This window comes from Salipiger abyssi, from assembly GCF_001975705.1.
In the GTDB taxonomy this organism is placed as follows: Bacteria; Pseudomonadota; Alphaproteobacteria; order Rhodobacterales; family Rhodobacteraceae; genus Salipiger; species Salipiger abyssi.
Window position 1 is genome coordinate 152,579 of the sequence record NZ_CP015091.1, and the last position, 23,634, is coordinate 176,212.

The window sequence follows — 23,634 nt, forward strand, 5'->3', positions numbered from 1 at the left end:
CGGACCGGGCAGGTTCCGGTCCGCCTTACAGAAACACAAACAACAGGGAAAACGACATGAAACTCACTTATTTTGCAGGCGCGATGCTCGCCGCCGGTGCGATGTCTCAGATGGCCGCCGCGCAGGAGACGATCAAGATCGGCGCCCCCATCCCCTTGACGGGATATTTCGCCGCCGATGGTCAGACCATGCAAGAGGCGGTCGATCTGGCCGCCGCTGATCTGAATGCCGAGGGCGGTGTGCTGGGCAGGCAGGTCGAGGTCGTCACCTTCGATATCGGCGACCTGACGCCCGACAAGCTCACCGCCGCTGCCGCCAATCTGATCGAACGCGACGAGGTGAGCGTGCTCATCAACGGCTATGGCGGCATGGGGCCGGATATCCCGGCATTCTGCCCCTATGGCATCCCCTACATCCACAACGATGCCGTCAGCAGCGTGGTCGATCTTGCCGAGCGGATGAATTGCGGCGCCATTTTCAACGCCTCGGATATCGACGTGAATTACGGGCGCATCGTCTTCGAGCAGATGCTTGCGAGCGGCTACGACTTCCCCTCCGAAACCCTCGCGCTCGTGCATGGCGATTACGAATGGGACATCAATGTCGCCAAGGGCATGGCAGAGGCGGCGGAAGCGGCGGGATGGACCGTCGTTTATGAACAGGAAGTGCCCTACGATACGGTCGAGTGGACCAATGTCATCGGCAAGCTGAACGACGCCAAGCCCGGCCTGATCCATTTCGAGGCGCTCGACCCGTCGGTTGCCACGACCTTCATGTCGCAGCTCGCGCTGGATCCGGTTCCGGGCGCGGCGCTCAATATCGGCTATATCGGTGCGACCCCCGGTGTCGATGACGCGATTGCCCAGGGGCAGGCGGAGGGGGTCTTTACCTTCACCCTGAACGCACACGGCACCGACGAGGCGGGCGCGGCTTTCGAACAGGAGTGGATGGACGCCTATAATGCGGAACCTCCGGTCAGCCTCGCCGCTGCGGTTTACGATATGGTCCATCTTTGGGCCGCCGCTGTCGAAGCCGTTGGCGACGACCGCGATTTCGCGGCTGTTGCAGAGCAGATCGGAGCGCTCGATTTCGACGGGATCGCCGGCACCTATGCCTTCAACGACCGCAACTTCATCGACTCCAGCGCCGAGACCCAGCCGGCCCAGCTGTTCCAGATCCAGGATGGCAAACGCGTACCGGTTGTCATCGGCGACGAGGTCGTTGCGCCGGTAACCGCCGCGGAGTGACGTGTTTCGTGGCGCCGGCCCGCATCTGACGGGCCGGCGCCCGCGCGTCGATGTCTGCCGGAGGGGATCAAATGACGTCAAATCATATCATGTCGCTGAAAGCGGTCGGAATGCGGTTCGGGTCCTTCCAGGCCCTGTCCGATCTGTCTTTCGATATCGACGCGGGCGAAGTGCTCGGCGTCGCGGGACCGAACGGCGCGGGCAAGAGCACGCTGCTCAATGTCTGTACCGGCGGGCTCTGCCCGACATCCGGGAGCGTGCTGCTCGACGGGCAGGACATCACCGCCCTGCCGCGCCATTCGAGATGCTCCAGGGGCATCGCGATGACCTTTCAGATTCCGACGGTCATTTCGTCGCTGACCGTGGCCGAGAACCTGCTGGTGGGCCGGAGTTTCGGCGGCAGCCACAGGCATGATTTCGACGCCATTGTCGAGATCGCCGGGCTGGGCGATGTGCTCGGCGCCGATGCCGGGACGGTGGATCTGCTGACGCGCAAGGCGATCATGCTTGGCGCCGCCCTCGCGACGGGTCCGCGGATCGTTTTCATGGATGAGCCGCTTGGCGGTCTGAACGCGGACGAGATCAAGCGCTTCGTGCGGATGATCGACCGCTGCCGGCAGGCATTCGGTGTCACCGTCGTCATGGTCGAACACAAGACCCGCGCGCTTGCCGAGATCGCCGACCGTATTCTGATCATCAATTTCGGCAAGTTCGTCTGCCTCGACCGGCCCTCCGTCGTGCTCAACGACGACCATGTTGTCGAAATCTACCTCGGGAAGAAACACGATGCTTGAAGTTGACAGGATCAATGTCAGCTATGGCGACTTTCATGTGCTGCACGACGTTTCGCTGAAGGTCGAAAAGGGCGAAATGGTCGCCGTCCTCGGCGCCAATGGCCATGGCAAGAGCACCCTGCTGAAAGCCCTGTGCGGCCTGCTGCCAATCCAGAGCGGGACTGTCCGCTATGAGGGGTCCGACATCACCCGGCTTGCATCGACGGAGCTGGTGCAGCGCGGTCTTGTCTACGTCGCCGAAGACCGGCGGCTTTTCCGCGACATGACGGTGCTCGACAACCTCATGCTCGGCGCGTTCAACACCCGCGCTTGGAAATGCCGCGAAAAGACGCTGGATCAGGTCTTTGCGCTTTATCCGCGTCTGGAGGAGCGCCGGCATCAGCTTTGCCGCCATCTCAGCGGCGGCGAGGCGCAGATGGTTGCGCTGGGGCGCGGGCTCATGTCGAAGCCGCATCTTCTGGTCATCGACGAGCCGTCTCTCGGGCTCGCGCCGAACCTGACGGCGCAGATGATGGAAACGATCCACGACCTGAACAGGGCCGGGATGACCATCCTGCTGGTCGAGCAGAACGCGGCGCTGCTGACCGGACATATAAGCCGGAGCTACGTGATCGAAGAGGGTGTGATTGCCCAGGGCGATCTTTCGGCATTCGGGGAGTTGCAGTGATGAACATCGTCGAAATCCTGATCAGCGGTACGACACAGGGTGCTGTCTACTGCGTGATCGCGATGGGGCTGTCGCTCGTCTATGGCACGTCCCGCATTCTCAATTTCGCCCATGGTGCGCTTTACACCCTTGGCGGCTATATCGCGTGGTTCCTGATGTATGGCGGCCCGGGCCTGTCCTTTGGCCTCGCATTCGCCGCGTCCCTGCCGCTGCTCTTCTGTATCGGCGTGGCCCTTGAGGCGGGCATCATCCGCCCGCTCCGGCGCCATACGAACTGGCAGGTCAACGCAATCATGGTCACGCTCGGGCTGGCCTTCGTGATCGAGAACGGGTTGCAGCTCCTCTTCGGGCCGAAAACCAAGACCATTCCCGCCTTTATCGAGGGCGGCGTCTCCATCGGCGGGACGACGGTCTCGCTCTACAAGATTGCCCTTGTCGGCATCTCGGTCCTGCTCGTGGTGCTGCTGGAGCTGTTCCTGGCGCGCACGCGGGCGGGGAAATCCGTTCAGGCGGTGTCGCAGGATCTTCAGGCGGCGGCGCAGGTCGGGATCAATGTGAACCGTGTCTTCGGTCTGGCCCTCGGCCTGTCGGTCGTGCTGACCGGGGCGGCGGGCATTCTGCTGGCGCCGGTCTTTCAGATTTCGCCGACCGGCGGCTGGTCGCCTTTTCTGAAAGCCTTCGTGATCGTCGTCTTCGGCGGGCTGGGAAGCACGCGGGGCGCCATGCTCGCGGCGTTCATCCTGGCGTTTCTGGAGGCCATCGTCGTTGCCTCCGTGGGGCCGGGCTGGGCGATGCCGGCCTGGCTCATCGTGCTGATGATCGTCCTGATGACACGGCCGAAGGGCCTCTTGGGGGTATGGGAGAACTGAGATGACAAAACCGATACAAGACAGCCGGTCCAGACCCGCCGGCCTGAGCTCGCGGTTCACGGGCGCCCACTATCTCCGCGACAGCCTGGCGTTTCTCGGCTGCGCGATGGCGTTTCTCGCTGCAGGGCTCGTGATCGGCGAAAACTACGTGTTCCATATCCTGATCCTGATCTGCATATGGAGCGCGGTCATCGCGGGGTGGGATCTTCTGATCGGCTATGCCGGTGTCTTCAACTACGCTCAGCTCGTGTTTTTCGCCGTCGGTGCCTATGGCAGCGCGATGCTGTCGGTGTCGGGCGGGCTGCCCGCACTCGCCGCAATCCCGCTCGCCGCGGGGATCGGCGGGCTTTTCGGCGCACTGATCGCCATTCCGAGCGCCCGCCTCAAGGGCGAATACGTGGCCCTCTTCACCTTTGCGGTGCATCTCGCGCTGCCGTCGATCCTGCAACAGACACGGGGTCTCGGGACGGGGGGCAGCACGGGTATTCTGGGCCTGCCGCCGATCTCGCTGTTCGGGCAGACGTTCTATGCGATCGACAAACAGGCCTGGTTCCTCATGGCCCTGATCGTCGCCGTGATCTGCATCTACCTGATCTATTTCGTCGTACTGCGCAGCAGGTTCGGCCTGGCGCTTCTGGCGATGCGCGACGCGCCGGCCTTTTCCGAGGCGCTCGGCGTGAACGGGCGCCGGTATCAGATCGCCGCCTTTGCGATCTCGGCTGCCATCACCGCCTTTGCCGGCGCGTTCTATGCGCATTACACCGCCGTGGTGACGCCGCGCATCCTCGGGACGGAGTTCTTCCTGATGGCCATGGTGATGCTCGCCATCGGGGGCATGGGACGGTTTCCCGGCGCGTTGCTCGGTGTCTGTGTCGTCGTCATCGGCAATGAAGTGCTTCGCAGTTTCGACAGCTACCGGCTGGTCGCGCTGGGGCTGATCGTCATCGGGTCCGTGATCTTCCTCCCGGACGGTCTCGGCGGCTTCCTCTCCGGACGGATGAAGAAGAGAGCGTCTTCTGCCGACCCGACATAGTTGCGGATCCCCTGATCTCCAGAAACCAAGGCGTTTTCGGGGATCATGTCACGGGTCAGACGCCCCCGCGTCGGCTTTCGTGACCGGCTCTGTGTATCATGGCCTCCTTGCCCCGAATTTGGCGAAGGAGGCCTCTACGATACGTGGAATTATTCCGGCTGCGACCATTGCACGAAGAATTTCTGCCGGATGGGCAGTAGCGCGATATCGGCGAAAGCCAGCGGCTGATCCGCAACCATTTTCAGTTCGGGCAGACGCTCGTAGAGTGCCTTGATGCCGATGGGCCCCTGAACGCGCGCGAGCGGTGAGCCCAGACAGGTGTGGCGGCCGGTGGTGAAAGCCAGATGGTCGGTCGGGTTCTCGCGGTGGATGTCGAACTCCATCGGGCAGCTATGGTAGGACGGATCGGTATTGGCGCTGGCGAGCGCGACCCAGATCGGCGCGCCTTCGGGAATGGTCACACCGCTCAGTGTCACTTCCTTGGTGGTGATCCGACCGGTGAAGGGGGCCGAGGGGCGGCGGCGGACGGTCTCTTCGAAGACCCTGCTCCAGAACGACGGATCGGCCAGCGCCTCCTTGACGTAATCGGGCTTGGACGAGAGGAACATGACCGCGTTCGCCATCGCCTGCGCCGTCGAATCCGTGCCGGCAAAGGCAATCTCGGCCATGTGTTGGGCGATGCGCTCCGCCGACAGGGCAGGGGTGCCGTCCGGCCGGCGGGCCGAGGCGCAGGTGGAGATCACGTCGATCGCATCGGAGTCGCGGCGCTCCTCCACCATATTGCGGAAATACTCGTTCTCGGAAACGTAGGCCTCCCACAGCTCGCTGCGCTGCGGTTCGGGGAAGGTCTCGCGCGTCTGCGCGAGGATCATGCCGCCATGGAGGCGCATGGCCTCGAACAGAGGACGGTCGGAATCCGGCAGCCCCATCAGCGCCATCAGCGTCTTGGTCGTGAGGTTGAGGCAGTAGGAATTCATGATGTCGCAGCCGGTGCGGTCGGTCGCCGGGTCGGCGAGGATCTCGTCTATGATCCCATGTGCCCGTGCCTCGATGATCGGGGCGAGTGGTTCGAGTTTGGGCTTGGTGAAGCTCGCCTGAAGCACGCGGCGGGCATGCGTATGCTCCGGCGGGTCCATGGCGGTGACCATCTTGTCCATCAGATCCTGCGGGAATCGTTCCCGGAAGGCTTCGGGCACCTCCGGGTTGTTCGCCTCCGACGAAAAGGTCTGCCATTCGGTCACGACCTTGAGGATGTCCTCGCGCCGGGTCACGACCCAGACGCCAAGGGGTTCGTAGAAGAACACCGGGCGCGCTTCGCGGGCATGGATGCAGATGGCTGCGGGATCGCGGAATCCGGCCTCGCTGGTCGGGTTGAACTCCGGCAGATCGAGTGTCTGTTCGGTGGTCACGTTGGGTCCTCCTCCTGACCTGTTTCGTGCTGTTGCACGGCCTGTCAACGACAGGTCCGAAGAAAATTATACGTAAGTATAGTCACTATACAATAGTCTATTAAACTGCCCGATGCCCAGCCCGGGCGGTTTTGGGTTTGCGGTCGGGGCGCCTCCCGCGCCAGTATGCGCGCGACAGGTGCCAAAGAGGATGCAGATGACCGCATCGACCGGAAAGAAGCCCACGCTCCGGGCCCAGCAGCAGCAGGAAACCCGGCGCAAGCTGGTGGATGCGGCCTTTGAGGTGTTTTCGAAAGAGGGCTACCGCGACGCCACCATTCAGGCGATCACGCGCGAGGCGGGGGCCAGCCGCGCGACCTTCTATCTGCATTTCAGCAGCAAGGCCGAGGTGATCGCCGCCGCCTGGCAGGAGCTTATGGCCACCAAGGTGCTGCCGCGCTTCCGCGCGCTGGACGCGCTCGACCCGGAGTCGGATCGCGAAATGGCCGCCTGGATCGACGACATGCTGTCGAACTGGGAAAGCGAGCGGAACTTTGCGATTGCCTCCAACCAGGCGCTTTCGGACGATCCTGAGCTGGCGGCGGTCTGGTTGGACGGGATCAAATCGTTTTACGAGGCGGCGCCGCGCTTTGTGTCGCGGATGCGCTGCGGTCCGGAGCAATCCGAATTGCGCTTCCTTCTGCTCTGCTCGCAGCTCGACCGGATCGTGTTCCACTGGCTGACCGGCGCGGCAGCGTTCGAGCGTGCCGCACTGGTCGAGGCGCTGACGGTGACCTGGCGCAACGAGTTCTGACAGCGGGGCGGCATGGGCCGCGCCCTTGATGTCACAGATCAAGCACCAGTTTCTTGCCGCAGGCGCGGGAGACGCAGATCATCATCGTTTCTCCTGCCTCGCGTTCGCTCTCGGTCAGCACCGAATCGCGGTGCAGCGGCTCGCCCTCCAGCACAACCGTTTCGCAGGTGCCGCAGGTGCCTTCCTGACAGGAGGTCAGCACGTCGATACCGGCCTCGGTCACCACGTCGAGAATCGAGCGGTCGGCGGGCACATGCAGCGTGAGGCCCGATGCGGCCAGCACCACCTCGATGGGCTGGTCGGGGATATCGTCCTCGACCGGTTTGGGGGTGAAATGCTCCACATGCAGGCTGCCTTTCGGCCAGGCGGCGGTCTGCGCCTCGACCGCGCTCAGCAGCGCCTCAGGGCCGCAGCAATAGATCCGCGTCTCCTCGTCCGGCGTGCCGAGCAGCGTGGCGAGCGGTAGCAGCCCTGCCTCGTCCTGAGGATAAAGCGTGACCCTGTCGCCATAGAGCGCCTTGAGCTCGGCGCCATAGGCCATGGTCTCGGCGCTGCGCCCGCCATAGCTCAGCGTCCAGTCCGCGCCGGCCTTTTCCGCCGCCGCCAGCATGGGGAGCAGCGGCGTGATCCCGATCCCGCCGGCGACAAAGAGATAGCGCGAGGAGGGCGACAACGCGAAGTGATTGCGCGGGCCGCGCACGTCGACGGGCTGGCCCACCTCCAGCTTATGCGCCGCGACAGAGCCGCCCCGGCTTTCGGGCTCGCGCAGAATGGCGACGCGCCAGGTCGTCGGGTCGGTGCAATCGCCGAGCAGCGAATACTGCCGGACGAGCGCGTCGCCGAGCAGCAGGTCGATATGTGCGCCGGGTCGCCAGTCGGGCAGGGCGCTGTGATCGGCATTGCGCAATGTCAGCTCCACGATGTCCCGCGCGACGATGCGTTTGTCGGTCACGGTCAGGGACAGCGGGGCGTCGGGGCCTGTGTTGAGTCGAACGGTCATGAATCCTCCCTTGGGTATCGCAATGCGGCAGAGGGTTTCTGACGAAATCCGCCGCATTTCAAAATACACTTACTTAGTCACTAGACATGTGTCTACTGATGTGATTATTTTCATCCTCAGAAATTTCGTGCCGGGACGATGCAAAGGCGTCAGGCACGCTTCGAGGGAGGGGATATGTCACTCAAGGGCCGTGTCGTCGTCATCACTGGCGGCGCATCCGGAATCGGTCGCGCATCGGCGAACCTGTTCACCGAGCAGGGCGCGCGCGTCTATCTGTTCGACCGCGACGATGCACGTCTGGGCGAGGTTGCGGCGGCGGGCGATGCCGTTGCCGGAACCGCGCTCGACATCGCCGACAGCACGGCTGTGACCGCCGCCATCGACGAGATCGCCGGGGCCGAGGGGCGCTTGGACATTCTGGTCAACGGCGCGGGGATCAATGCGCCCACGGCAGAGGCCAATCAGGCACTGATCGACGCCAATCTTGCAACGCTCGCGGCGGTGAAAGACGGCAGGCGGCTCAACCATGAATTCATCGAGACCACCACGGACGCCGATTTTCAGCGGGTGCTGGAGGTCAACCTGTTCAGCCAGTTCTACTGCATTCGTGCCGCCGTGCCGCATATGAAGGCGAGCGGCGGCGGGGCCATCGTGAACATCTCCAGCGCGGCGGCGCTATCGGGTGTGGTGATGCCGCTCTACTACCCTGCCTCCAAGGCCGGGGTGCTGGGCATGACCCGCGCGGCGGCGGCGGAGCTGGCCGCTTTCGACATCCGTGTCAACGCCATCGCGCCCGGCGGTGTCGATACGCCGCTGATGCATCAGCAGCCGCCGGAATTCGTGGATTTCCTCGTCAGCATGCAGCCCATCCGCAGGCTGGCGCAGCCAGAGGAGCTGGCCCAGACGGTGCTGTTCCTCTCCGACGAGGACCGCTCGGGCTTTTACACCGGGCAGACGATTTCGCCCAATGGCGGGCTTCACATGTGACCGCCTGGGGCGGCTGGAAAAGACAGACGAGGGAGGGGACGATGACCGAAGGGTTTGACGCGGCGGCTCTGCGCCGGTTCGAGGACGCCATCCGGCAGGATATCGACGCGGAGCTTTATGACGGCGCGGTGGTCCGGATCGCGCGCCATGGCGAGCTGGCCTTCGACAAGGCCATTGGTTTCGCCGACCGCGCGGCGGGGCGCGCGGCGGATGCGGGCGACGTGTTCAAGGTCTATTCGCTGACCAAGGCCTTTACCAACGCGCTGGTCTTGCAGGCCATCGACCGGGGCCAGATCGCGCTGACAACCAGGGTGGTCGATGTGATCCCGGAATTCTACGGGCGCGACAAGTTCCGCGCCGCGAAAAAGGACATCATCAATGTCGGGCATCTGCTGACGCATCGCGCCGGGCTGCCCTCGACCCCCTCGCCGCTGGGTTATGACAAGCTGCACGATTTCGCCGCCGTGGTCGATGCTGTCTGCCAGATGGATGTTGTCGGCACGCCGGGCGAGGCCTTTGCCTATTCGCCGACGCTGAACCATGTGCTGATGGCCGAGATCGTGCGCCGGGTGCATGGCGAGGGCCTGTCGCTGCGCGAGATCATGGCAAAAGAGATCTTCGAACCGCTCGGTATGGGCTCTTCCGGGCTGGGCGTCATCCCCGCGCATCAGGGGCGGATCGTGCCGGTTGTCTCGGCCATGCCCGAAGCGAGCTGGATCACCGACAAGGACACGCTGGACCTGGCAGACACGATGGAGCATCCCGACGCGGAGCTGCCTTGGGTCGGCGCGCTGACCACCACAGGCGACGTGTTCCGCTTTGCCGAAATGCTGCGCCTCGGCGGGACGCGGGAGGGCCAGCGCATCCTGTCGCCCGCCGTGATCGACAAGGCTGTGACATTGCAGACCGGCGACGCGATCAACGACCTGTATCACCATCTCGCGCATGCGCGCGGGTGGGAGACCCCACCGGGCAATATGGGGCTTGGCTTTGCGCTTGGCGGCGCGGGGCTGCGGGTCACGCAGTTCGGCACGCTGTCCTCGCCCAGGACCTACGGAAACTTCGGCGCGGGTTCGACGCTCTTCTGGATCGACCCGGAACGCCAGATCACCTTCGTCTGCCTGACCGCAAAGGTGATCGAGGAAAGCCGCAATATCGAGCGCTTCCAGCGCTTGTCCGACATGGTGCTCTCCGCCGCCACATAGGCGCAGGGCAGACGGCGCCGCGAAGGAGGGCGGCGCCGTTAGAACACTACAGGGAGGAGGAACATGTTTCAGAGATGTCTGGGACATGCGGGGCAGCGCTTTGCGCCCGCACTGTCGACCGCATGGGGCGGTTCCATTACGCAGGCGGGGCGTGACTGCCCCGGATGGGGCTGAGATGGCCGTGTTGTCGACCGTGAAAGCCGGGTTCGACCGGCTGTCCGCCGGGCTCTACTGGCTTGCGATGCTGGCGCTGCTCGCCATGTCGGTGCATGTGTTCCTCTCCGTGGCCGCACGCAGCGTTCTGGGCCGCGATCTGTCCGGCACGCTGGAAACCACCGCTTATTACTACATGCCCGTCCTCGCCTTTGCGGCGCTGCCGCATCTCGATGCGCTGGGGGGGCACATCCGCGCGGATCTGATCTCTGCCCGGCTGACGGCGCGCGCCGACCGCGTGCTTGAGACGCTGGCTTGCCTTGCCATGTGCGCATTCTTCACCGGGCTTGCCGTCTACGGCACCGAGGTCGCCTATGACCGCACGATCTCTGCGGAGGTGGCGCGCTCGGCGAACGGGTTCATGCCGGTCTGGCCGGGCCGCTGGGCTCTGGCCGCCGCCGCCGCGCTGACCGCCGTGCATTACCTGCTGGCCTGTCTCGGCCTCCTCCTAGGGACCGGTGCGGATACCGCCCGGCCGGGCCATGACGGAGAGGCGGCATGAGCGATCTGATGATCGGTTTCGGCGCGCTCGGGATGTCGCTTGTCCTCATCGTGCTGCGCTTTCCCATCGGTCTGGCCATCGGCGGCACCTCGTTGATCGGGATCTATCTCACCGTGGGCCTGCGCCCGATGGTGTCGATCCTGAAAACCGCGCCTTTCGAATTCGTCGCGAGCTGGGAGCTCTCGGCAATCCCGCTCTTCCTCTTCATGGGGGCGATTGCCTATTCGGCGGGGATGACCCAGGCGCTGTTCGAGGCGGCGCGGATCTGGCTGGCGCGACTGCCGGGCGGGCTGGCGGTGGCGACGAATTTCGCCTGCGCCGGGTTTTCGGCGGCCTCGGGCAACAGCCTTGCGACGACCATCGCCATGGGGCGGATCGCGATCCCGGAGATGCGCAAGTACAAGTATGACATCAGTCTGACGACCGGTGTGGTGGCCGCCTCGGGCACGCTGGGGGCGCTGCTGCCGCCGTCGATCCTGCTGGTGATCTTCGGTATCTTCGCCGAGCAGAGCATCCCGAAACTCTTCATCGCGGGGATCGTGCCGGCGCTGCTGACAGCGGTGATCTATGCGGCGATGATCGTGCTGCGCTGCACGCTGAACCCGGCACTGGCGCCGCGCCCGCCGAAAGAGGACGTCTCGGGCGACCGCTTCCGGGTGCTTCTTGCCACATGGCCGCTGATGATGCTGGTGCTGGCAGTGGTCGGGTCGATCTACACGGGCCTTGCCACCGCGACCGAGGCCGGCGCCATCGGCGTCGTCGCCTCGATGGGCATCGCGGCGGTGAACCGGCGTCTGACCTGGCTGGTGCTGCGCGAGAGCCTGCGCCAGTCGGTGCATGCGACGGCCTCGGTGTTCTTTATCGCCATCGGCGCGGTTCTGATGACCCGGCTGATGACCTATTCCGGCGTGCCGCTGTTTCTCGCCGATCTGATGTCGGGCATGGCGCTGGGGCCGGTCGGGCTCGTGCTGATGACGGCGGCGCTTTATCTGGTGCTCGGCTGTCTGATCGACCCGCTCGGCATGGTGCTGCTGACGCTGCCGGTGCTTCTGCCGATGTTCAAGGCGGTGGGGATCGACCTCATCTGGTTCGGTATCCTCGTGGTGAAGTTCATCGAGATCGGGCTGATCACCCCGCCCATCGGCCTCAACGTGTTTTCCGTCCGCGCCATGGTGCCGGATGTCGCCATTACCACCGTCTTCCGGGGCACGCTCTGGTTCCTGGTCTGCGAGCTGATCGTCGTGGGCCTGCTGATCGCCTTTCCCGGCATCGTGACCTTTCTCGTCCGGTGACAGGCAATTTTCGACAAACAAAGACGTAAAACAGGGAGAGAGAGATGAAGACAATGATGACGTCCATGGCCGTCGCGTTTGCGGTCGGGAGCCTCGCCGCCCCGGCGCAGGCGCGCGAGCTGACCTATAATTCCTTCCTTCCGGCGGGGGAGCCGGTCAACAGTGAGGGCCTGGTGCCCTTCTGGGAACGGATCGAGCAGGACACCGGCGGCGCCTATTCCGGCCGCATGTTCTATGCCGGGCAGATGTTCGGCCCCGCCGAGGTTCTGTCGGGCATCAAGGACGGCGCGATTGACGCGGGCCATGTGCAGGCAACCGCGGTGCTGGGCGATATGCCCTATGCGGCGGTGATGTCCGAGATGCAGATCTTTTCGCCGGACCCGGTGGTGGCGACCGCCGCGATGGCCGAGACCTATCTCGCCGACTGTCCGCAATGCACCGAAGAGCTGGCGGAGAACGGCGTGATGTCGCTGGCGGGCATCGTCACGCAGCCGCTTTACATGGTCTGCGCGCCCGAGGTCGAGACCACGGAGGATCTCAAGGGGCTGCGCCTGATGACGGTGCTGCGCTCCCAGCAATCCGCCGCCCGGCATTTCGGCATGACGCCGGTCAGCCTGTCGTTCAACGAGATGATGCCGTCGCTGCAACGGGGGGCCATCGACTGCATCATGGTCATGGACAGCTGGTTCCCGGCATTTCAGTTGCAGGACATGGTGTCGTCGGTCATCGCGACGCACAGCTTCGGCGGCGCGCCGATCCCGAATTTCCTGACCATGAGCCGCGAGGTCTGGGACGAGATGGACGCCGAGACGCAGGCGGTGTTTGTCGACAACGCCATCGAGCTGTCGGCGGGTCTTGCGGTCTATCACCGGGACGCCGCCGTGCAGGCGCGGCAATACGCGGTGGAGCACGGGGTGTCCGAGGTCGATCCCGGCCCGGAATTCGAAGCGCTTTTCGACGCCTTCGTCGCGGAGGAGCCGGAAGACATTCAGCGCAGCTTTGAAGAGTTCGGTCTGACCGATATCGGCCCGATGATCGAAACCTATCGCGAAAACCTCGCGAAATGGGCGGAGATGATCCCCGAAGACGTGGATGCCGAGACGCTGGCCGCGATGATCAAGACCGAAATCTACGACCAGACAGGGTTCTGAGGGTTCGCGCGGGCGGTTGGACAGGCGCCTTCAGCCCGCGCTGTTCTTACGACCGATACGTGCCGGAAACCGGCCCTTTGCAGCCGCCGTGCTGAAAACGCTCCAGAGCGACGGAGGGCGGTTTGTTCGCTGACTAAAATAGAGGCAATCCAATGATTTTAAATGGATTTATGAAATTTGAGCTCCCGCCGCCGCGCAGGCTTGCAATCGGAAAATCGACTCAATAACTTCCATTTAACGAAATATGATTCCGATAAACGGAATAATATGGGGGACAGATTATGGCCGAGCGCAGTGATCTTGTGGAGGTGCTGAAGACGCCTTTGCGCCTGAACGCCAAGGCGGGCGACCGCATCTACATCATCACCGATACGGCGATGGAGGAGCCGGTCTGGCGCGGCCTGCACGACGCGGCGCTGGCGCTGGAGATGCAGCCGACCGTGGCGCTGATGCAGCCGCGCGCCACGCATTCCACCGATCCCGAAAGTGCGGTGCGCAGTGGGGCGATGGATGCGTCGAACGACCTGGTGGTCTACCTCACCAGTACCGCCATGGCCCATGCGCCGATCACCGATGCGCTGCTCGAAGAGGGCCGCCGGTTCATCCTGATGGAAGAGCTGACGGCGCGGATGCTCGACCCGGACGGGCCGGCGGGCGCCGACTACTTCGAGATCGACAAGCTGGGGCAGAAGCTCGCCAAGATCTTTACCGAAGGCTCCGAGGTTCGGGTGACCTGCCCCAATGGCACCGACCTTCTCGCGCGGATCGACGGGCGGCCGGGGCGCTCGATCTCGGGGATTCCGCTGGTGATGCATGAAAGCGGCGGCGGCGGCTGTGCCTTCCCCGACGGCGAGTGCCATGTCTGCCCGGTGGAGGGCACGGGGCAGGGCGTCATCGTCTTCGATCTGACCGCCCACAATGTCGGCGCGATCAAGACCCCGATCCGGGTCACGGTCGAGAACGGCATGGCCACCGCCATCGAGGGCGGCGAGGAGGCCGAGATCTGGCGCAAGCTGTTGCGCGAGCACGGCGATGCCAACAGCTTTAACTGCCCCGCCGAGATCTCCATCGGGCTGAATCCGAAGGTGACGCCCATGGGCTCCATGCGCACCGACAAGAAGATGTACGCCACCTCGCATATCGGCCTCGGCGACACCATCGCGCTTGGCGGCACCTGCAAATCGAAGCTGCGGATCGAGGGCGTGATCAGGCAGCCCTGCATCTCGGTCGACGGCACCGAGCTTACCCGAGGCGGCAAGATCCTGATCGGCTGACCGGGCGCGCAAACACTGTTTTACCAAGAGAGATGACATGACCAAGCAATGGGACCACTTCATTCAAGGCCGTTTCGCAGCACCGGAGGCGGGCGGCTATTTGCAGGAATACAAACCCATGACCGGCGCGCCCGGCGATGAGATCGCGCGCGGCACGGCGGCGGATGTCGACGTGGCGGTAAACTCCGCCCACGCTGCCATTGCGCCCTGGAATGCGCTGAAGCAGATCGAGCGCGGCCGCCTGCTGCTGGCCATCGCGCGCGACATTCGCGCCAATGCCGCCGATTTCGCCGCGCAGGAGGCCGACGAGACCGGCAAACCGCTCAAGGTGGCGGCTATCGAGGTCGAGCTTTGCGCCCAGTATTTCGAATATTACGGCGGGCTGAGCACCGCCATTCATGGCGAGCAGATCGACCTCGGGCCGAATTACCACTGCTACACGACGCGCGATCCGTTCGGCGTGATCGGGGTGATCCTGCCGTGGAACGCGCCGATAAACCAGGCCGGGCGCGCCATCGCCCCGGCGATCGCGGCGGGCAACACGGTGGTGGTCAAGCCGTCGGAATTCACCTCCGTCTCGCTGCTGCGGCTGGCCGAGATGGCGGTAGAGACCTCGGGGCTTCCGGCAGGCGTGTTCAACGTGGTGACGGGCACCGGCAAGGAGACGGGCGAGCCGCTGGTGCTGCACCCGCTGGTGCGCAAGGTGGCCTTTACCGGCTCGGTCCGTGCCGGGCGCGAGATCGGCAAGCTGGCGGGCGACCGCATCCTGCCGCTGACGCTCGAACTTGGGGGAAAATCGCCCAATATCGTCTTTGAGGACGCGGATCTCGACAAGGCGGTGATGGGCGCGATCATGGCTTTCACCATCAATAGCGGGCAGGTCTGCCTTGCCGGGACGCGGGCGCTGGTACATGAGTCGATCTTTGACGAGTTTGCCGAGCGGCTCACCGCCGCCGTGCAGAAGGTGCCCGTGAGCGACGGTGTGGAATTCGGCCTCGGGCCGATGACGACCAGAGCGCAATACGAGCAGGTCGGGCGCTATTACGATGTGGCGCGCGAAGAGGGCGCCACCGCGCTGATCGGCGGCGAGATGCCCGAGACCGAAGGCGGCTGGTATGTGGCGCCGACGATCTACAAGGATGTGCGCAGCGACATGCGCATCGCCCGCGAAGAGATCTTCGGCCCCGTACTCGTGCTGATCCCGTTTCGCGACGAGGACGAGGCCGTCGCGATTGCCAACGACACCGAATACGGGCTCGCCGCCGGGCTCTGGACCGGCGATCTGTCGCGGGCGCACCGGGTCTCGGCACGGATCGAGGCGGGGCAGATCTATGTCAACGAATACCCGGCGGGTGGCGTCGAGACCCCGTTCGGCGGGTTCAAGAAAAGCGGCTATGGCCGGGAAAAGGGTCTGGAGGCGCTGCACCATTACACCCAGACCAAGACCACCATCGTGCGTCTGTGAGCCGGGCCGGGCGGATGTTCGACTTCATCATCATCGGTGCGGGCTCGGCGGGCTGTGTGCTGGCCAACCGCCTGTCCCGCGACCCAAGGCACAAGGTGCTGCTGTTGGAAGCGGGGGAAAAGCCGCGCGGGCTCTGGGCGCGGATGCCGGCGGGGATTTCCAAGCTCGCCCGTCCGCACCGGCTCAACTGGAATTACTATTCCGAGCCGGAACCCAATCTCGACGGGCGGGCGGTGTTTGTGCCGCGCGGCAAGGCGCTTGGCGGGTCGAGCGCGATCAACGGCATGGCCTATCTGCGCGGCAACCGGCACGATTACGACCACTGGCGCCAGCTCGGCAATACCGGCTGGGGCTGGGACGACGTGCTGCCGCATTTCATGTCGGTCGAGACGCGCCCCGGCGGCGACCCGGCCTATCGCGGACAGGGCGGCGAGCAATATGTCACCGACCCGAGGGTGAAATACAAATCCTCCGCCGCCTTCGTCGAGGCCTGTGTCGGTCTCGGCATCCCGCGCGCCGAGGACATCAACAACCCGGAGGGCGAAGGCGCCTCCTTCCTGCAATTCTCGATCCGCGACGGGCGGCGGCACTCCACCGCCACCGCGTTTCTCGACCCGGTAAAACGGCGTGCGAACCTTTCCGTGGCGACCCGCGCGCATGTGGAGGCTGTGATTGTCGAGGAGGGCCGCGCCACCGGCGTGCGCTACAGCGTCGGGGGCGAGAGCCGGACGGCGCAGGCCGGTGAGGTGATCCTCTCGGCGGGGGCGATCAATTCGCCGCAGATTCTCATGCGCTCAGGCATCGGACCCGGTGCGCATCTGGCGGAGATGGGGATCGAGGTGCTCTGCGATCTGCCCGGCGTCGGGCAGAACCTTCAGGATCATGTCTATCTCCACAGCACCTACAGGGCCACGCGTGCCGGCTCGATCAACACACGGCTGCGCGGGATCAGCGCGCTCTGGGAAGGGGTCAAATACCTGACGCTGCGCCAGGGCTTTCCCACCATGGGCGCCTCGCAGGCGGTGGCGCTGACCCGCGTGCTGCCGGATGCCGCACGCCCGGACGCGCAGATCAACTTCCGCCCGATGAGCTGGGCCTTCAACAAGGACGGCGCGGTCGAGATCGGCCGCGACCACGCGGTGACGATTTCAAGCTGCCAGCTCGTGCCGCAATCGCGCGGCCATCTGGAGCTTGCCTCCGCCGATAGCCGGGCGGCGCCGAAGATCTACCCGAACTACCTCGATGCCGAGATCGACCGGCGCACTGTCATCGCCATCCTGCGCCGCATCCGCGAGATCGCGGCGGCGCCAGCGCTGAAGGGCTACGTCCTTGCCGAGACCGAGCCGGGACCGGAGCGGGCCAGCGACGAAGAACTACTGGCCTATGTGCGGGCGCAGGGTGGCAGCTCGATGCTGCACTGGGTCGGCAGCTGCCGGATGGGCCGGGACGCCATGGCCGTGGTCGACGAGCGGTTGCGCGTGCACGGCGTCGCGGGGCTGCGCGTGGTGGATGCCTCGATCATGCCGGTGATCACTTCGGGCAACACCAACGCCCCCACGATCATGATCGGCGAGAAGGCCAGCGCGATGATCCTGGAAGACGCAAAAGCCGCGGCGGCATGACGCCCGCCCGAGAAGCACAGGGAGAGGAGAGACCGATATGACGACAACCGACATACCCGCACTGGATTTCGACCCGTTCTCGGTCGAGAGCATTGCCGCTGGCCCCACTGTCTTCGCCGAGATCCGCGAAATGGCGCCGCTGGTCTGGCTGAAGCCCTACGGGGTCTACGCCACCTGCCGCCACGAGTTCGCGCAGAAGGCGCTGCGCGACTGGCAGAGCTTTACCTCCACGGTCAAGGCTTTCGGCGAGCGCGAGCACATCCCCAATATCATGGTGCAGGAAGATCCGCCGGACCATTCCGCGCATCGCAACCCGGTGATGAAGTTCTTCACCCCGGTCGCGCTCAACAACTACCGGGCGTTCTTTGAACAGAGCGCCGCCGACCATGCCGACCGGCTGGTCGAGACCGGCGCGGTGGACGGGTTCGACGATGTCGCCTCGGGCTATATCCTCCAGGTCTTTCCCGACATTCTCGGGATGAAGGAGATGGATCGCAAGCAGCTGCTGCTCTTTGGCGATCTGGCCTTCAACTCGACGGTGCCGGTGAACGATCTCTACAAGGCCTGCAAGGCGCGCAGCGGCGACGTTCTGGAGTGGTTCAACCGCCAGTGCCAGCGCGAGTCCGTCACCCGCGACGGTCTGGCCGAAGAGATCTACCGGCTGGGCGACAGCGGCGAGGTGTCGGAGCAATCGGCGCAACTTCTGGTCCGGGCGGTGTTCTCGGGCGGGTTCGACACGACGGTGCTGTCGATCACCAGCGGGCTGAAGCTCTTTGCGGAAAATCCCGATCAGTGGGATCTGCTGCGCGAAGAACCGAAGCTCGCCCGCAATGCCTTTGAAGAGGTCATCCGCATGGAGCCACCCTCGCGCTTCCTCGGGCGCGGGGTGGCGGCAGAGACCGAGCTGGCCGGGGTGCCGCTAAAGCCGGGCGACAAGTTCGCCACCTTCCTCGGCGGCGTCGGGCGCGACCCGCGCCAGTGGCAGGATCCCGACCGCTTCGACATCCGCCGCAAGAAGGTGCTGGGCCATATGTCCTTTGGTCACGGGGTGCATTCCTGCCTGGGGCAGGGGCTGGCACGGATCGAGTTCGCCTCGCTGTTCACCGCCCTGGCGAAACGGGTGAAGCGGATCGAGATCACCGGCGAGATCAAGCGCAACATCAACAATCAGGCCAACGGGTTCCACGTTCTGCCGCTGCGCCTGCACGCCGGCTGAGGCCCCGGAGGAGGGGCCGGGGACATAACAGCCGGGGGCGGCTAGCCACCGGCGATGGGAGGAGATCACATGCGGACTTTCAACATACTGGCGGCGGCGCTGGCCGCCTGCCTTGCACCGATCGGCGCTCTGGCGCAGCAGCCGGCGCCCGAGGTGCGCCACGATCTGAGCGAGATCTGCGCCGGCGATAGCTGCCAGTGGGAGCGCTACGCGCAATGCGACGGTTTCATCGAAGGCATCAACTTCGACGCGGACGGCACGCTGTGGATGCTGGCCTATTTCAAGGGCGAGGTTCTGAAGGTCGAGGACGGCGCTTGTGTGACCGTTGGCGATGCGGCCGGGGCACCGAACGGCGCCAAGATCGCAGCGGATGGACGGATGATCGTGGCGGACCGCATGGCCGGGCTGCAAAGCGTCGATCTGGCGACGGGCGCGCGCAGCAGCCTGCACCCGTCCTTCGGGGTGGCGCAGTTCCGCGGGCTCAACGACCTGACGATTGCCGGGGATGGCGGGATCTATTTCACCGAACCCTACGGCTCGGACGCGCTGAACAAGGTCGGGCGGGTCTATTTCGTCGGGCCGGAGGAGGGAGCGCAGCCCGAGCTCTTTCACGAGGGCGTGGCCTATCCCAACGGGATCGCCGTCTCGGCGGACGGCCAGCGGGTCTATGTGGCCGAGTTCGCCGAGAACCGGGTGATTTCGCTGCCGTCGAAGACCACGCAAAACCCCTTCGACACGCCCTTTATCTTCGCGCGCATGGAGGGCGGGATCGGCCCGGACGGGCTGACTGTGGATGCCGACGGCAACCTTTATGTGGCGCATTTCGCGGCTGGCGAGGTCGTGTTCTTCGACCCGCAGGGCTTTGCCTACGGCACGCTGCGCCTGCCCGAGGGGGCGGGCGTTTGGACCACCAATCTCGCGCTGCATGACGGCTATCTCTACGTGACCGAAGCCAGCCATAACGTGGTCTGGCGCCTGCCGGTCAAGACCACCGCCCTGCCGCGCGGCTGAACGCGGCGGCCATATATCCAGTCTCCCGGCGCTGAGGTGCCGGGAGCGGTTTCCGGGAAAGACCCAATGCAAGACAGATTTCGAGTGACGGATCAGAGCGTGATCGTGACCGGCGGCGCAAGCGGCCTTGGCCTGGCGATGGCCGAGGCCATGTGCGAGGGCGGTGCGAAAGTGGTGCTCATGGATCTCGACGAGGCGGCGCTGACGCGCGAGGTGGCGCGGTTGAGCGGGCTTGGTCAACTGGTTGCCGGGCGCAGGCTCGATGTCGTCGACCGCGCGGATCTCGACCGCGCGTTCGATGAGGTTGCAGCGCGTGAGGGTCGGATCGACACGGTATTTGCCAATGCCGGCATCGACCCGGGGCCGGGATTTGCCGCGCGCGACGCCGACGGGCAGCTGTCGGACGCGAACAGGATCGAACATTATGCGGATGCCCGGTGGGCGCGGGTGATGCGCGTCAATCTCGATGGGGTGTTCTATACCCTGCGAGCTGCCGCCCGCCACATGCGCCCGCAGGGCGCGGGCAGCATCGTGGTGACAAGCTCGATCTCGGCGCTGCGCCCCTCCGCCGCGCTGGCCTCGGCCTATGCCGCCTCCAAGGCTGGCGCCGCGCAGCTCATGCGCCATCTGGCGCTGGAGCTTGCGGCGGACGGGGTGCGGGTGAATGCCGTCGCGCCGGGGCCGTTCGCCACGAATATCGCGGGGGGCGCGATGCAGGATGCCGACAAGCGCGCCGCCTTCGCCGGGATCGTGCCCATGGGCCGCGTGGCGGAGGTGGAGGAGATCAAGGGGCTGGCGCTGTTTCTCGCCTCGTCCGCCTCCTCCTTTATCACCGGTCAGCAGATCGCCATCGACGGCGGTGCCTCGCTTTCGGCGGCGCGGCAATGAGCGGGGTGGATGGTCTCATGAGCGGGCTCGACCGCGCCGCCGGGCGGCTTGGCAACGCCCTGTCCTGGCTGGCCTATGCGGCGCTGATCCTCATGGCGGTGCAGGTCAGCGCCTCGGTCGCGTCGCGCTGGCTGTTCGGGCAGGACATTCCCGTCACCACCGAGCTTGCGACTTATTACTACATGGTCGCGCTGACCTATCTGCCGCTGGCTCTGGTCGACCGGCGACACGGACATCTCTTTGCCGAGTTCTTCTATGTGCTGATGCCGACGCGGGTGCAGCGGCTGATGGATGTGCTGAACGCGGCGCTGGCGCTGGGATTTCTCGGCTTCCTTGGCTGGCGCACCGCGCTTGGCGCCATCGACCGCACCCGGAGCGGCGACGTGATCTCGACCACTATCGGGCTGTTCCCGGTCTGGCCGGCGCAATGGATCGTGCCGGTCGGGCTTGGCGCGGCGGGGCTCGCCGTGGCGGTTCGGCTTGCCGAGGCATTCCGGGCGCTGCCCCACGACCCCCATCAGGAAGGAGACCGGCGCTGATGTCCGGAATCGCAATCGGCGCGCTGGCGCTTGTCGGCGCAATCGTTCTGATCGGCCTGCGCGTGCATATCGGGCTGGCGCTCGGCCTGACGGCGATTGTCGGGATCAACGCCATTGTCGGCTCCGCCGCCATGATGGCCGTGGTCACGAGCGTGCCCTATGAATTCGCCGCAAGCTGGGAGCTCTCGGCGATCCCGATGTTCCTCTTCATGGGCAATCTGGTGTTCCATTCCGGCATGACCGACAGTCTGTTCCGCGCGGCGCGGGTCTGGATGTCGCGGCTGCCCGGTGGGCTCGCAATTGCCACCAATTTCGCCTGCGCGGGTTTTGCCGCCGCCTCCGGATCGAGCCTCGCCACGACGATCTCCATGGCGCGCATCGCGATCCCGGAAATGCGCCGTCACGGCTACGATCTGGGGCTCGCCACCGGGGTCGTGGCGGCGGCGGGCACCCTTGGCTCGTTGATCCCGCCGAGCATCCTGCTGGTGCTTTACGGGATCTTCGCCAAGGTCTCGGTCACCAAGCTCTTCGTCGCGGCAATCGTGCCGGGCGTCCTGACGGCGCTTGCCTATGGCGCGATGATCATGATCCGCTGCAAGCTGCGCCCCGAGCTGACGCCGATGCCGGACGAACGCGCCTCCTGGTCGGAAAAGCTCGCCGTGCTGCGCGAGATCTGGCCGCTGCCGGTTCTGGTGATCGGGGTGATCGGCTCGATCTATTCCGGCATCGCCACCGCGACCGAAGCGGGCGCCGTGGGCGCGGTGTTGGCCTTCCTGATCGCGCTGTTGCAGGGGCGTCTGTCGCTGGCGACGTTTCGCACCAGTGTGGTGGAGTCGGTGCAGACCACCGCGTCGCTGTTCTTCATCGCGCTCGGCGCAATCCTGATGGTGCGTCTCATGGCGTTCAGCGGTCTGCCTCAGGAGATCGCCGACATCATGAATGCCCATGCGGTCGGGCCCTGGCAGCTGCTGGCGATCACGGTGGTGATCTTTCTGATCCTCGGCTGTCTGATCGACCCGATGGGTATGATCCTGCTGACGCTGCCGGTGTTCCTGCCGATGTTCGAGAGCTCGGGCTTCGACATGGTTTGGTTCGGCATCCTGATCGTGAAATTCGTCGAGATCGGGCTGCTGACACCGCCGCTGGGGCTGAACGTCTTTGCGGTGAAGTCGCTCGAACGCGACATCCCGCTGGGCGTGATCTTTCGCGGCGTGGGCTGGTTCCTGCTCTGCGAGCTGATCGTCGTCGCCATCCTCTGCGCCTTTCCGGGCATCACGCAGATTTTGTGAGCCGCGCCGCCACAAGACCCAAATCAATCGTCACGAAGGAGGAGACCGATGACCTTGATGACCAAAACCACCGGGCTTTGCGCCCTTGCCAGCGTTCTTGCGGCGGGGAGCGCCAGCGCCGAACGCATTTCCTTTAACGTCTGGGTGCCGCCCAGCGAGGTGATCGTGACCGCGCTGTTCGAGCCCTATTTCGAAGCGGTGGAACAGGCGACCGACGGCGAGGCGCGCTTTCAGCTCTTTACCGCCGGGCAGATGCTCGGGCCGCTCAACACCATGCAGGGGGTGCGCGACGGGGCGGTGTCGGGAGGCATGATCGACGCCTCCTATTACGGCAACGATCTGCCCTATACCGCTACCTTCAGCGACCTGATTGCCTTTGCGCCCGATCCGGTCGCCGGGGCGGGGGCCAGCCTTGAGACGTTTTTCCACGATTGCCCGGAATGCCTGGCGGAGATGGCCGAGAACAATCTCATAGCCCTTGGCGGTTCGGCGACCGCGCCCTACACCATCATGTGCGCCAAGGAGATCGGCAGCCTCGACGATCTGAAAGGGCTGCGCATTCGCGGCTCCATCGACTTTCACTTCGCGCTGATCAATGCGCTGGGGGCGAACGGGGTCAACATTCCCTTTGGCGACATTGCCCAGTCCTTTGAGCGCGGCAATGTCGATTGCATGCTGGGCGGGCCGACCTGGATGGAGACCTTCGGGATCACCGAACTGATCGAGACCCGCCTGTCGACGGTCAGCTTCGGCACCATTTCCCTGCCCGCGATGATGAGTTTCCAGCGCAGCGCCTGGGAGGGCTGGAGCGAGGAGATCCGGAGCGCAATGATCGCCGCGCTGCCCGAGTACATCGCCAACGGCACAATCGCGGTGATGGAGAACGACGAAAAGGCCGCCGCCACCGCGCGCGAGGCGGGTATGGCCGAGGTCGATCTCGGCCAGAGCATCGTGGATCTGCGCGAGGCGTTTCTGGTGTCGGAACGAGCGCGGGTGATCGAGGCGGGCAAGGCGCGGGGCGCAGAAGATGTCGAAGCGCTGCTAGACCGGTTCCTTGCCAACTACGCGGAATGGGAGGCCCTGTCAGAGCAGATCGGCGGCGACCGGGCGGCCTTTGCCGACGCTCTGCGCGCGCGGGTCTATGACGACCTGCCCATGTGACCAGCCT

At 65.0% G+C, this 23,634-nt stretch carries 22 protein-coding genes; 20 read left to right on the top strand and 2 right to left on the bottom strand.

The window, feature by feature from the left end; all coding sequences use genetic code 11:
* Positions 1-56 precede the first annotated feature (56 nt).
* The 5 genes from Ga0080574_RS02210 (at position 57) to Ga0080574_RS02230 (ending at position 4,610) form a co-directional block, all read left to right on the top strand.
* Entirely contained in the window at positions 57-1,247 is a 1,191-nt protein-coding gene (locus Ga0080574_RS02210; RefSeq protein ID WP_076694879.1) for an ABC transporter substrate-binding protein, read from the top strand.
* A gap of 71 nt (positions 1,248-1,318) precedes the next feature.
* Positions 1,319-2,041 carry an ABC transporter ATP-binding protein gene (locus tag Ga0080574_RS02215; protein ID WP_076694882.1) on the top strand — a complete coding sequence of 241 codons (723 nt, stop codon included), beginning with the start codon at positions 1,319-1,321 and terminating at the stop codon, positions 2,039-2,041.
* A complete protein-coding gene (locus Ga0080574_RS02220) occupies positions 2,034-2,708 on the top strand; it encodes an ABC transporter ATP-binding protein (RefSeq protein WP_076694884.1) in 675 nt (224 codons plus the stop codon). Before Ga0080574_RS02215 ends, Ga0080574_RS02220 begins: the two co-directional genes overlap by 8 nt.
* Positions 2,708-3,577, top strand: coding sequence for a branched-chain amino acid ABC transporter permease (locus tag Ga0080574_RS02225; RefSeq protein ID WP_076694886.1), 870 nt, complete (start codon positions 2,708-2,710; stop codon positions 3,575-3,577). The genes Ga0080574_RS02220 and Ga0080574_RS02225 overlap by 1 nt, the downstream gene beginning before the upstream one ends.
* Before the next feature lies 1 nt (position 3,578).
* A complete protein-coding gene (locus Ga0080574_RS02230; protein WP_076694888.1) occupies positions 3,579-4,610 on the top strand; it encodes a branched-chain amino acid ABC transporter permease in 1,032 nt (343 codons plus the stop codon).
* 149 nt (positions 4,611-4,759) lie between these two features.
* Here the strand turns inward: Ga0080574_RS02230 and Ga0080574_RS02235 are convergent, their stop codons facing one another.
* Positions 4,760-6,019 carry a cytochrome P450 gene (locus tag Ga0080574_RS02235; RefSeq protein WP_076694890.1) on the bottom strand — a complete coding sequence of 420 codons (1,260 nt, stop codon included), beginning with the start codon at positions 6,017-6,019 and terminating at the stop codon, positions 4,760-4,762.
* Positions 6,020-6,215: 196 nt separating this feature from the next.
* On the opposite strand from Ga0080574_RS02235, the gene Ga0080574_RS02240 reads away from it, so the two are divergent.
* The gene (locus Ga0080574_RS02240) at positions 6,216-6,812 is read left to right on the top strand and encodes a TetR/AcrR family transcriptional regulator (protein ID WP_076694892.1); all 597 of its coding nucleotides are present in this window, start codon (positions 6,216-6,218) and stop codon (positions 6,810-6,812) included.
* A gap of 31 nt (positions 6,813-6,843) precedes the next feature.
* Here Ga0080574_RS02240 and Ga0080574_RS02245 read toward each other — a convergent pair whose 3' ends face one another.
* Complete coding sequence (locus Ga0080574_RS02245) at positions 6,844-7,812, bottom strand: PDR/VanB family oxidoreductase (protein ID WP_076694894.1); 969 nt, start codon at positions 7,810-7,812, stop codon at positions 6,844-6,846.
* A 174-nt stretch (positions 7,813-7,986) separates the two neighbouring features.
* Between Ga0080574_RS02245 and Ga0080574_RS02250 the strand changes: the two genes are divergently transcribed.
* From Ga0080574_RS02250 to dctP (Ga0080574_RS02315), 14 genes are all read left to right on the top strand, one after another.
* Positions 7,987-8,799, top strand: a complete 813-nt coding sequence (locus tag Ga0080574_RS02250) for an SDR family NAD(P)-dependent oxidoreductase (RefSeq protein ID WP_076694895.1) — start codon at positions 7,987-7,989, stop codon at positions 8,797-8,799.
* Between the two features lie 41 nt (positions 8,800-8,840).
* Positions 8,841-10,004 (top strand): serine hydrolase domain-containing protein, encoded by a 1,164-nt coding sequence (locus tag Ga0080574_RS02255; RefSeq protein ID WP_076694897.1) that lies wholly within the window; start codon positions 8,841-8,843, stop codon positions 10,002-10,004.
* Between the two features lie 175 nt (positions 10,005-10,179).
* Positions 10,180-10,719: a TRAP transporter small permease gene (locus Ga0080574_RS02260; protein WP_076694899.1), complete on the top strand. Its 540-nt coding sequence runs from the start codon at positions 10,180-10,182 to the stop codon at positions 10,717-10,719.
* Positions 10,716-12,011, top strand: coding sequence for a TRAP transporter large permease (locus tag Ga0080574_RS02265; RefSeq protein WP_076694901.1), 1,296 nt, complete (start codon positions 10,716-10,718; stop codon positions 12,009-12,011). Before Ga0080574_RS02260 ends, Ga0080574_RS02265 begins: the two co-directional genes overlap by 4 nt.
* A gap of 44 nt (positions 12,012-12,055) precedes the next feature.
* Positions 12,056-13,162 carry a TRAP transporter substrate-binding protein DctP gene (dctP, locus tag Ga0080574_RS02270; protein ID WP_076694903.1) on the top strand — a complete coding sequence of 369 codons (1,107 nt, stop codon included), beginning with the start codon at positions 12,056-12,058 and terminating at the stop codon, positions 13,160-13,162.
* Between the two features lie 281 nt (positions 13,163-13,443).
* A complete protein-coding gene (locus tag Ga0080574_RS02275; RefSeq protein ID WP_076694905.1) occupies positions 13,444-14,436 on the top strand; it encodes an aminopeptidase in 993 nt (330 codons plus the stop codon).
* 37 nt (positions 14,437-14,473) lie between these two features.
* Positions 14,474-15,901, top strand: a complete 1,428-nt coding sequence (locus Ga0080574_RS02280; RefSeq protein ID WP_076694907.1) for an aldehyde dehydrogenase family protein — start codon at positions 14,474-14,476, stop codon at positions 15,899-15,901.
* Positions 15,902-15,915: 14 nt separating this feature from the next.
* Complete coding sequence (locus Ga0080574_RS02285) at positions 15,916-17,523, top strand: GMC family oxidoreductase (RefSeq protein WP_076694909.1); 1,608 nt, start codon at positions 15,916-15,918, stop codon at positions 17,521-17,523.
* A 37-nt stretch (positions 17,524-17,560) separates the two neighbouring features.
* Positions 17,561-18,739 (top strand): cytochrome P450, encoded by a 1,179-nt coding sequence (locus Ga0080574_RS02290; RefSeq protein WP_076694911.1) that lies wholly within the window; start codon positions 17,561-17,563, stop codon positions 18,737-18,739.
* 69 nt (positions 18,740-18,808) lie between these two features.
* Complete coding sequence (locus Ga0080574_RS02295) at positions 18,809-19,750, top strand: SMP-30/gluconolactonase/LRE family protein (RefSeq protein ID WP_076694913.1); 942 nt, start codon at positions 18,809-18,811, stop codon at positions 19,748-19,750.
* A gap of 84 nt (positions 19,751-19,834) precedes the next feature.
* Positions 19,835-20,638, top strand: a complete 804-nt coding sequence (locus Ga0080574_RS02300; RefSeq protein WP_237219238.1) for an SDR family NAD(P)-dependent oxidoreductase — start codon at positions 19,835-19,837, stop codon at positions 20,636-20,638.
* A gap of 17 nt (positions 20,639-20,655) precedes the next feature.
* The gene (locus Ga0080574_RS02305) at positions 20,656-21,177 is read left to right on the top strand and encodes a TRAP transporter small permease (protein ID WP_076694918.1); all 522 of its coding nucleotides are present in this window, start codon (positions 20,656-20,658) and stop codon (positions 21,175-21,177) included.
* Positions 21,177-22,466 (top strand): TRAP transporter large permease, encoded by a 1,290-nt coding sequence (locus tag Ga0080574_RS02310; protein WP_076694920.1) that lies wholly within the window; start codon positions 21,177-21,179, stop codon positions 22,464-22,466. Before Ga0080574_RS02305 ends, Ga0080574_RS02310 begins: the two co-directional genes overlap by 1 nt.
* Before the next feature lie 48 nt (positions 22,467-22,514).
* The gene (gene dctP / locus Ga0080574_RS02315; protein WP_076694921.1) at positions 22,515-23,627 is read left to right on the top strand and encodes a TRAP transporter substrate-binding protein DctP; all 1,113 of its coding nucleotides are present in this window, start codon (positions 22,515-22,517) and stop codon (positions 23,625-23,627) included.
* Positions 23,628-23,634: the final 7 nt, after the last annotated feature.